8 protein-coding genes are annotated in these 10,249 nt (G+C 73.6%); 4 read left to right on the top strand and 4 right to left on the bottom strand.

Translation table 11 applies throughout. The features are described 5' to 3' along the window. Window positions 1-68 precede the first annotated feature (68 nt). Complete coding sequence (locus ACFV6E_RS42430; RefSeq protein ID WP_385177595.1) at window positions 69-731, bottom strand: class F sortase; 663 nt, start codon at window positions 729-731, stop codon at window positions 69-71. A 333-nt stretch (window positions 732-1,064) separates the two neighbouring features. On the opposite strand from ACFV6E_RS42430, the gene ACFV6E_RS42435 reads away from it, so the two are divergent. Continuing rightward, window positions 1,065-1,556: a hypothetical protein gene (locus tag ACFV6E_RS42435; RefSeq protein ID WP_385177593.1), complete on the top strand. Its 492-nt coding sequence runs from the start codon at window positions 1,065-1,067 to the stop codon at window positions 1,554-1,556. Between the two features lie 146 nt (window positions 1,557-1,702). On the opposite strand, the gene ACFV6E_RS42440 is transcribed toward ACFV6E_RS42435, so the two are convergent. The 3 genes from ACFV6E_RS42440 to ACFV6E_RS42450 all read right to left on the bottom strand — a co-directional run bounded on the left by ACFV6E_RS42440 (window position 1,703) and on the right by ACFV6E_RS42450 (window position 3,457). Next, window positions 1,703-2,296: a hypothetical protein gene (locus tag ACFV6E_RS42440; protein WP_385177591.1), complete on the bottom strand. Its 594-nt coding sequence runs from the start codon at window positions 2,294-2,296 to the stop codon at window positions 1,703-1,705. Between the two features lie 248 nt (window positions 2,297-2,544). Then, the gene (locus ACFV6E_RS42445; protein ID WP_385177589.1) at window positions 2,545-3,309 is read right to left on the bottom strand and encodes a hypothetical protein; all 765 of its coding nucleotides are present in this window, start codon (window positions 3,307-3,309) and stop codon (window positions 2,545-2,547) included. Window positions 3,310-3,328: 19 nt separating this feature from the next. Beyond that, a complete protein-coding gene (locus ACFV6E_RS42450; protein WP_385469106.1) occupies window positions 3,329-3,457 on the bottom strand; it encodes a hypothetical protein in 129 nt (42 codons plus the stop codon). A 750-nt stretch (window positions 3,458-4,207) separates the two neighbouring features. On the opposite strand from ACFV6E_RS42450, the gene ACFV6E_RS42455 reads away from it, so the two are divergent. From ACFV6E_RS42455 to ACFV6E_RS42465, 3 genes are all read left to right on the top strand, one after another. Further along, entirely contained in the window at window positions 4,208-5,134 is a 927-nt protein-coding gene (locus tag ACFV6E_RS42455; RefSeq protein ID WP_385177586.1) for an SCO0930 family lipoprotein, read from the top strand. A gap of 2,124 nt (window positions 5,135-7,258) precedes the next feature. Continuing rightward, window positions 7,259-8,071, top strand: coding sequence for an SAM-dependent methyltransferase (locus ACFV6E_RS42460; protein ID WP_385177812.1), 813 nt, complete (start codon window positions 7,259-7,261; stop codon window positions 8,069-8,071). After that, complete coding sequence (locus tag ACFV6E_RS42465) at window positions 8,068-10,203, top strand: putative bifunctional diguanylate cyclase/phosphodiesterase (RefSeq protein WP_385177814.1); 2,136 nt, start codon at window positions 8,068-8,070, stop codon at window positions 10,201-10,203. The genes ACFV6E_RS42460 and ACFV6E_RS42465 overlap by 4 nt, the downstream gene beginning before the upstream one ends. The last annotated feature ends 46 nt before the right edge of the window (window positions 10,204-10,249 follow it).

A 10,249-nucleotide genomic window follows, 5' to 3' on the forward strand; every position in this document is an offset into this window, starting at 1 on the left:
GTGTGGGCCGGTACGGAATTTCCGTACCGGCCCACACCGCCCGGTGAGGCCGACTGTGATGCCGTTGCTCAGCGCACGTCGGTCAGGCGGGCGAACGCCACCACATTTCCGTCGTACCCGTGCTGCTTGGAGAAACCGCCGCCGCAGGTGATGACCCGCAATTCGGGCTTTCCCTTGTCGCCGTAGACGCGGTCCCCGGGGAAGTCCTTCTTCTCGAAGACCTCGATTCCGTAGATCTCGAAAACCGCCGTCTTGCCGTCCTTGCGCCGGACCTCGACCCGGTTCCCCTTCTTCAGGGCGCCGAGCCCGTAGAAGACGGCGGGCCCCAGCTTGTTGTCGACGTGGCCGACGACGACGGACGTGCCCTTCTCGCCCGGAGACACGGCGCCGGTGAACCAGCCCGCGAGGTTCGGGTCCTCCGGCGGCGGCGCGTCCACCCAGCCCGCCGCGTCCAGACCCACCGGCATGACGGGCGCGTCGACCTGGATGGCGGGGATCCGGACCCGGTCCGCCTCGGAGTACGGAAGCGGCTCGGGACCGGACCTGGCGGCGGCGTGCGGAGTACGGCCGTCCGCCGCCGCGGCCGTCGCCGGCTGCGGCGGTCCGACATCGAATTCCCCCGAACCGTTCCGAATGAGAGCGAGGCCGGTCAGCAGAACAAGCGCTATGACACCCCAGGGCGCGCGCTTCTTCTGCCTCTCCTCCTCTTCGCCCAGCTCGGACGCGTACATTCGCAAACCCCTCTCGACGCGGCCGTCGCCACGTCCGTCGCGCATACGGAAAACGCTAAGGGCAGCTTGCCCGCGGGGCGACGGGGGAGAGTGCGAACGGGTGGCGGACCCGGATGGCGTGCGCCATCCGAGTCGCTGCCGGAACTAAATTTCTGACGGTCCGTGACCTGCGGCTATATACCGTCTTACGGATTTCTCCCGGCGTGTCGTCTCACCGGGACGGACCATTCCCGACATGCGGCCCCCCGCGTGGCAATTGAGGGTCTGTCTGGGAGGTGCTTATCCGCCGATCGACCGGGGACGGGTCCCGGGGCGCCTTCCGCGGAGGATCCTATGCGTACCACTCGTGCCCTGGCGGTCTCGGCCGCCGCGGTCGCGGCCCTGGGGCTGGCCGCCCCAGCGGCCACGGCCTGGGAAAGTCCGAGCAACATCGTCGCCATGCCCAGCGTCATCGCGCGGGGCGGCCAACTGACCGTCACCGTGGACGGTTCGTCCTGCCAGATGCCCGGCAGCACCGTCTCCTCGCCGGTCTTCCGCACCACACCGCTGCGCCACGTCAGCGGCAGAACCTCCAGCGCGACGGTCGCCATCGACCGCAACGCCCGCCCCGGTTCGTACGACATCACCGCCCGCTGCGGTGAGAACCGCAGCCTCACCCGGCCCGCCGCCCTCACCGTCATCGGCGGCGTGCGCGGTGGTCTCGGCGGCAGCAGCGCCAGCGGTGCCACGCCCACCGACATGGCGATCGGCGGCGGACTGGTGGCGGCGGCGGCCGTGGGCGGCGGTGTGTTCTGGATGCGCCGCCGGGCCGAGAGCCGTATCTGAACCGCCCGCCCGTGACCGCCCGTTGTCCGCGGCGGCACGCGTGACAGCCCTTCGCCCCGGACCTTCTCCCGCTGTCGGGAGGAGGCCGGGGTGAAGGGCTGTGCGCACCGGGCGTATGGCCATGACGGATCGCCGGGGTCCGGCGGTCAGGACTCGTCCGTGCCGCCGCGGCGGCGGGACAGGTACCAGGCGGTGCCGACGGAACCGATGATGAGCGCGGCCCCGAGGCCGAGCTCCGCCAGGTCGAAGCCGGCCACGGTGCCGCCGACGCCCGCGCGCACCCCGCGCTGCACCGGCAGCTCGTCACGGCCTTCGCCGCCGGGGTCCTGACGGCCCGGGTCGTCGGGACGGCCGGGATCGTCGGGGCGGCCCGGGTCGTTCGGTCGGCCGGTGGCGATGCCCAGCGCCGTGTGCCCGCTGATGCCGTCGCAGGTGAACGTCACCTGGTACACGGCGCCGCGCTTGGCGTCCCAGTCGACGACGGCGCTGCCCGTGGTCTGCCCGTGCCGGATGGTGACGGTGTCGAAGACACCGGAGGACACCGTGGCGTTGCCCCGGCAGCCGCGGTCCCGGCGCAGCTGGAGCGTGACCGTGCCGCCGGGGGCGACGGTCGACGGCTGGACGCTGAAGCCGAACGGCGTGACGTCGTCGTCCCCGCCGGCGGCCTGCGCGGCGGGCGCGGTGAAGGTCAGGGCGGTCGCGCCCAGCAGGGCTGCCGCGGCGACACCTATCGCGCGCATGGTGAGCCTCCGGTCCCGAGGAGCCCGCCGCGGACGTTTTCCGCATGCGCCTGAAATGCACCTCGACGAGCGAAACGCTAGGAACGTGTCCGCCCGGGCGCGATCGGTGTCGCGCGAACGGGGTAATCGGATGGGCCGCCCGGGGGACGGCGGGGCTACGACCGGGGGACGGACGCGGCATGGCGTCCGCCCCCGGAGGCGGTTCCCGTGGTGGGGCCGGCGGGGGCCGGCCCGGTTCGCGGACCGTACTAGCCGCGCGCGTGCGGGAACAGGGACAGGAACGGGTCCGCGGTGGCCGCGAGCCCCCGGCTGAAGGGCGCGTCGAGACCCCAGATGAGGAACAGCAGGAAGCCGATCAGCGCGGAGAAGATGCCCGCGAGGATCAGTTCCCTGGGTGTCCGCCTGATCTGGAGCGCGAAGAGCATGCCCACGGTGACCAGCGCACCGGCGATCAGTCCGAACCACACCACGCCGGGCATGGTCGGCTCCGCCGCGCCGGCGCGGCCGTTGCGGGCGGCGTCCGCGGCGGTGACCTGGTCGACCAGCGGCTGGTACGCCTGGGCCTCGAAGTCCGACTTCGGCTCGTAGTCGGTGACGTCCCGGCGGATCTTCTCGAAGAGCCGGCCGCCCTCGGCGGTGACCTCGTGCTTGTCCGCCAGGCTCTTCCACTCGGCGGTCACGACCTGATGGACGTACGTGTCGACGTCGGCGCGGATGCGGTCGCGGACCTCGGGCGGATACACCCGGACCCGCTCCGAGATCTCGTGCAGCGACTGGGCCTCCGTCTGCACGTAGTCCTGGGCGGCGCCGCGCTCCTCCCAGACACCGGCGATGGCGAGGCCCAGGACGATGGCGTACACCACGCCGATCATCATCGTCATGTACTCGATCACGTCCGGGGTCTCGGACGGATCGTCGTCATCGCTCGCGGCCCGGTGCCGGACGATTGCCACGATGAGGGCGCCGGCGCAAGCGGCCACCATCACGACGGTGAGAACAAGCCAATTCGACAACGGAGTCTCCTCGAAAGGTCTAGCGCGGCCGCAGCGCGGCGACGGCGAGCAGTGCGGGCACGGTGATGAGCAGGGTCAGGGAGACCAGGGGAGGGCCGGTGCGGCGCGGGTGCTTGCGCGTGGTGATCCGGTACGGCGGATAGCTCACCGGTTTCGGTGACGCCTTGGACGGGCTCGGCTTCGGCTTCGGCGGGCTCGGCTTCGGGGCGGGGGCGGGCGGCGGGGCGGCCACGCTCCGTTCCGGCTTCGGCGCGGGCGGTGGCGGGGGTGCCGGGGCGGGCGGTTCCGGTTTCGGCGGCGCTGGTTCCGGTGGGGGTGGGGGTGGGGGTGGCGGAGGCTTCGGTGGCGGGGGTTTGGGCGGCGGGGTCGGTGTGGGGGTCGGGCAGGGCCGCGGAAACACGGGGCCCGCGATGCAGCAGTCCGACCCCGCGACCGACACCGCGCCGGTGCCGCCGCCCGGTCCCGTCGAGGCGTACGCGCACGCGTCGGCGGCCGCCTCGCCGGCCGGTGCCCCGCTGAGGATCCAGGTCAGCGCGAGCAGCGCCAACACCCTTGCGGCGAGCCCTGATCGGCTCGTTTTGTGTGGATGCACCCCGAGAGCTTCGGCCGCGCCGCCGCCGTCCACGCCGGAGCCCGGGCTAAACGCCCTGAAGGAGGGACAGGTCGCGCGGGTCTTTGCCCCCGGGGCGTACACGTATGCGTACGCCGGTGGACAGGGAGGCCGAGGCGCGGACGTGGGCCGGGGGCGGAGGCGGGCGCGGGCGCCGTCCGGCCGGGACACAGGGTTCGGAAAGAAATTCCCGGGCCGGTTGAACACATCGGCGGTCCCCGCCCGTACCTAGGGCCAGAAGCGGCGCACTAGGACGCTGCAACACCCATATTTTGACGGGGAGTTGACATGAAGACCTCCTGGCGGAGCGCCTCACTGGTGGCGGCAGCCGCAGCCGTGCTGGCGCTCACGACGGCGTGCGGTCAGGAACAGGGCGGCCAGTCGACGGGCACCCAGAACGTGGGCGCGGCGCCCGCGGCCGACGGCTACGGCGTCGGTACGGGTACCGACGCGAGCGCCGAGGCCAGTGCCGGTTCCGCGGGCGAGGCCGCCGGTGAACTCGCCGTCTCGGACGACGCCAAGCTCGGCGAGGTGGTCACCGACAGCGCGGGCTTCACGCTGTACCGCTTCGACAAGGACACCGCGGAACCGCCCAAGACCAACTGCGAGGGCGACTGTGCCAAGGCCTGGCCGCCGGTGCCGGCCGACGGCGCGACCGCCGCCGCGGGCGTGGACAAGTCGCTGCTCGGCGAGGTCACCCGGGCCGACGGGACCAAGCAGCTCACGATCGCCGGCTGGCCGATGTACCGGTACGCGAAGGACACGAAGGCCGGGGACACCAAGGGGCAGGCCGTCGGCGGCACCTGGTACGCCTCGGCGCCCGACGGGAAGAAGGCCGCGGCGGCCGATCTGCCGGGGCTGTCGGTCCGCAAGGACGCCAAGCTCGGCGAGATCGTCATCGACAAGAACGGCATGACGGTCTACCGCTTCATGAAGGACGAGGCCTGGCCCAAGTCGATCTCGAACTGCACCGGCGCCTGCCTGGAGAAGTGGCCCGCGGTCGCGCCGGTCACCGCCGACGACACCAAGGGCGTGACCAAGAAGGGGCTGATGAGCTTCACCCGCTCCGACGGCACCAAGCAGATGACGGTCGACTGCTGGCCCATCTACACCTTCTCCGGCGACAAGGCTCCCGGGGACACCAACGGTCAGGGCGTGGGCGGCACGTGGTACGCCGTCTCGCCCGACGGAAAGCCGGTCGGCGCGTCGAAGTAGGGATCACCACCCCAGGGTTGATCGCTCACTCATCCACCGAGCAACGGATCGCGGAAGGGAGGGGACGAAAAGCGAGTCCACCGAACTGACACACCGCGACGCCCGACCCCGACCGCCCCCTCCGCACCGCACGGAGGGGGCGGCACGCGCGTGCGGCACCCCCGCTCACGCGCCGGCCCGCGACGCGCCTGCCTGCGGCTTGCTTGCCCGCGACGCGCCTGAGCCGGCGCGGCGGCCTCGCGTCTACGGCCACGGACCCGCCTCCGGCGTGCCGGGCGCCCGAGGGCCGCCCGGGGCCGACCGCAGCGCACCGCACCTGCCGGCTCGGCGGGGGAGTGACCGGACGAGCCGACGGGCGACCGATCCGGCAGCCGACCGAGGGGCTTGCGGCTCCCAGCGGCGGCGGGGGCAGTCGGCCCGGGGCGTGGGGTCGCCGGTGTGGCGGGGCGCCGACCGGTCCAACCCTCCGGCCGCCGGCGGTGGCGCCGGCGGTGGCCGGTTGGTTTGAGCGGGCCTGCGGCTGCGATGCGGCTGAGCGGTCCGACCGCATGGCTTCCGGTCGGTCCTCCGAGGCTGCGGCCTCGGGGCGTTGGCGGGCCCGGCAGTTGGCCCGGTTTGCGCCGGATGGCTCGGGGAGACAGCGGCCGCCGTCCACGGCCGGGTGGTTCGAGCGCGGTCGCGGTCGCCGACGGTGGCCGGTCGGCCCGAGCGGGCCTGCGGCCGTGACGCGGCTGTGCGCCCCCGGTCGGCCGGTGCGCGCCCGCGGTCCCGTCGGCGCCGGTCCGCCCCGGGACGGGCTCGGTGCGCCGCTTGCGCGCCGCGGTGCGCCGGAGGCGTTCCGGCCCGGGCCCGTCCTGCCGCGCGCCCGGAGTGTGCCCGCCCCACGGGAGCTCGCCGGGTACGCCGAAGGGCGCCCGTACGGCTCGTACGGGATCCGTCGGTCGGGCTTACCCGGGTCCACCGCACTTGCGCCGCGCAGCTCCCGCCCGTCGTGCGCTCCGCCGGGCCCGGTCCGCGCAGGCCCCGTGCCCCCAGCGCTCGGTGCGCACCGGCCGTGCGGCTCCCGGCCGCCGCCGCGCGCCCGGTCTTGCCCGCCCCACGCGGGCTCGCCGGGTACGCCGAGGGGGCGCCCGTACGGCCCGTACGGGCTCCGTCGGTCGGGCTTACCCGGGTCCACCGCACCTGCGCCGCGCAGCTCCCGCCCGTCGTGCGCCCCGCCGGGCCTGGTCCGCGCAGGCCCGGTGCACCCAGCGCTCGGTGCGCACCGGCCGTGCAGCTCCCGGCCGCCGCCGCGCGCCCGGTCTTGCCCGCCCCACGCGGGCTCGCCGGGTACGCCGAGGGGGCGTCCGTACGGGATCCGTCGGTCGGGCTTACCCGGGTCCACCGCACTTGCGCCGCGCAGCTCCTGCCCGTCGTGCGCTCCGCCGGGCCCGGTCCGCGCAGGCCCCGTGCCCCCAGCGCTCGGTGCGCACCGGCCGTGCAGCTCCCGGCCGCCGCCGCGCGCCCCGCCGGGCTGCCTCGCCGCGCACGATCCGCGCAGCCCCCGTTCGTTCACCGAGCGTCCCGCCCCGCCCCCGCCTGCCCCGCACGTGTGCCGCTCACCGCGTACGCCGACCCACGCCATCCCCCCCACCCGCGCAAGTCCCGCCCGCCGCGTGCACCTCGCCGCGGTCGGCCCCTGGTCGTCCGCCCGCCCCGCGCGAACCCCCCGGCCGCTCCCCGCCTCCCACACCCCGCCCCCGTCCGCCGCGTACCGCCCCGTTCAGCCGGTGTCCGTGCCCGGGTGGGTCGGAGCGCGCCCGGAGTGTGCGCACGCGGTCGGGGTGGGTCGCGCCGGGGGTGTGCCTCCGTGAGTCCCGGGCGCCGACCCGCCGGCGGGCACCACCCCTCGTTGGGCTGGGCGGAAGGGGGACTTCCCGGTCCGGCGGCCGGTTTCACCGTTACCCGCACCACATCCGCCCGTCCGCCGAGCCGCAGGCAGGCTGCTCGTAAGGTGGCAATTCGGCACGTGCCGGAGGCAGTCGCCGATGAACGGACGGTCAATTTCCGTTTTGGCTCGCTCGTTCGGCGGGCGATCAGTAGCCTCAGCTCGAACACCGGATCGCCTACGCCATGGAGAGTTTGATGGAGCGTCCCGCCTGGGCCCCTCGAAGCATCGACATCTCGGTGCCGAGCGTGTCCCGCATCTACGACTACTACCTGGGCGGTTCGCACAACTTCGAGGTCGACCGCGAGGCGGCCCGCAAGGCGATGGAGTTCATGCCGGGCATCCCCAAGATCGCCCAGGCGAACCGCGCGTTCATGCGCCGCGCGGTGCACTACGCCGTGGCCGAGGGCGTCACCCAGTTCCTCGACATCGGCTCCGGCATCCCGACCTTCGGCAACGTGCACGAGGTGGCGCAGGCGGCCGCCCCCGGCGCCCGGGTGGTCTACGTCGACCACGACCCGGTCGCCGTCGCGCACAGCCAGGTCGTCCTCCAGGGCAACGAGGACGCCGGCGTCGTCGCCGCCGATCTGCGCAAGCCCCGGGACGTCCTGGCCGCCCCGGAGGTCCGCCGCCTGATCGACCTGAACCGTCCGGTCGCCGTCCTCCTCGTTGCCATACTGCACTTCGTGGAGGACGCGGAGGACCCGTACAGTGCGGTGGCCGAGCTGCGCGACGCGCTGGCGCCGGGCAGCCTGCTCGTCGTCACGCACGCCTCCTACGACCGGATCCCGCTCCCGCCGGAACAGGCCGAGGGCGCGGTCGACGTGTACAAGAACATCCGCAACCCGCTGATCATGCGCTCGCGCGACGACATCGCGCGGTTCTTCGAGGGGTACGACATGGTGGAACCCGGACTGGTGCCGATGCCGGACTGGCGGCCCGACACGGCACCCGAGGACGTCGATCCGTATGCCTATTCCGGTTTCGCGGGCGTGGGGCGCGTCGCGTGACCGCGGAGCCGGACGGGCCGGAGGACAGACTGCGCCGGTTCGCGACGATCTGGAGCCGGGCGGTCTTCCCGGTGACCTCCACGTCACTGACCCGCCTCGAGTTCGAGGAGCGGCTGCTGCCCCTCGCACGCCGCCTGAGCGAAGCGCTGCGGGCCCGCGCGTACGACGCCGCGGAGGGCAAGGCCGTCGGCGCCGCGCTCATCGACGCCCACTGCACCGACCCGGAGGCGCTCAGCCGCTCCCTGGACTGCGTGGACGCCTACCTGGTCCTGTACTGCGGCGGCGACGGCTGCGGTGAGTCCCTGCGGACCCGCTCCGCGCGCCTCCAGCACGCGATGGCCGCGGGCTTCGCGCAGGCCCTGCGGGACCGCACGCTCGCCGAGCAGGAGGCCATCTCCCACGCCGCCCTCAACGCGCGCAGCCTCGTCGCCGAGGCGCTGCACGCCAGCGAGGCCCGCTTCCGCGCGGTCTTCGAGGGCGCCGCCATAGGGATCGGCATCGCCGACCTCGACGGCAACATCCTCGAGGTGAACGGCGCCCTGCTGCGCATGTTCGGCGGCTCCGAGCAGTCGCTGCGCGGCCGCCGCGCCCCGGAGTGGACCCACCCCGAGGACGGCCCCCAGCTCTGGCGGCTGTACGAGGAACTGGTCCGCGGCGAGCGGGAGCACTACCACGTCGAGAAGGCCTTCTACCGGCCCGACGGCACCGCCCTGTGGACCAACCTGACGGTGTCGCTGCTGCGCGACGCCGACGGCCGGCCCCAGTACCAGCTCGCGCTCATGGAGGACACCACCGAGCGCCGGCTGCTGAACCTGCGGCTGCGCTATGAGGCCACGCACGACGCGCTCACCGGACTGCCCAACCGCACCCTGTTCTTCGAGCGCCTGGAGAAGGCGCTCGCGGCGGGCGAGGGCCAGCGGTTCGGGCTGTGCTACCTCGACCTCGACGGGTTCAAGACCATCAACGACAGCCTCGGGCACGCGGCGGGCGACCGGCTGCTGGTCGAGGTCGCCGACCGGCTCCAGTCCTGCGCCACCGCCTCGGGCGAGATGGTCGCCCGGCTCGGCGGCGACGAGTTCGTCGCGCTGACCACCGGCCACGACACCGAGCGACAGGTCGACGAGCTCGCCGAACGCATCATGAACGCGCTCGTCACCCCGATCAGCATCGACGGCCGCGAGCTGACCGTGCGCGGCAGCATCGGCATAGTCGAGGGGCCGGCCGGTGAACGCGGTCCCGCCGAGGTGCTGCGCAGCGCCGACATCACGATGTACCGGGCCAAGTCCGCGGGCGGCAACCGCTACGAGCTCGCCGACCCCGAGGCCGACGCCCGCGCCATCACCCGGCACGGACTCACCACCGCGCTCCCGACCGCCCTCGACCGGGGCGAGTTCTTCATCGAGTACCAGCCGCTGGTGCACCTCGGCGACGGCAGCGTCCGCGGCGCCGAGGCCCTGGTGCGCTGGCTGCACCCGCAGCACGGCGTCCTCGGCCCCGACCGCTTCATCCCGCTCGCGGAGCGCACCGGACTGATCGTCCCGCTCGGCCGCTGGGTCCTGGAGCAGTCCGTCCGGCAGGCCCGCGAGTGGCAGGAACGGCACGCCGACGCGGGCCCCCTGCGGATCAACGTGAACCTTTCGCCCTGCCAGCTCACGCATCCCGGCCTGGTCTCCGACACCGTGGACATCCTGGAGCGCTCGGGCCTCGACCCCGACGCGCTCTGCCTCGAGGTCACCGAGTCCGCGCTGATCGGCGCCGACGACGACCTCCTGAAGCCGCTGCGCCGGCTGGCCGAGATGGGCGTCGACATCGCCCTGGACGACTTCGGCACCGGCTACTCCAACCTCGCCAACCTGCGCCGCCTGCCGGTCAGCATCCTGAAGCTGGACCGCTCCTTCACCCGCGGCATGCAGCAGTTCCCCGCCGACCCGGTCGACCTGAAGATCGTGGAAGGGATCGTTTCTCTCGCCCACAACCTCGACCTGGCGGTCACCGTGGAGGGCGTCGAGACGGGCGCCCAGGCCGAACAACTGAAGATACTCGGCTGCGACACAGCTCAGGGCTGGTACTACGCGCGTCCCGGCCCACCGGAGCGCCTGCACGAACTGGCCTTGGTGGACGCGGCGAGCTGAGCACACGGGGGCCCGCGCCCCTGCAGACCCCGCGTGCCCGCAGGGC

This window comes from Streptomyces sp. NPDC059785 (assembly GCF_042732375.1).
Lineage (GTDB): Bacteria > Actinomycetota > Actinomycetes > Streptomycetales > Streptomycetaceae > Streptomyces.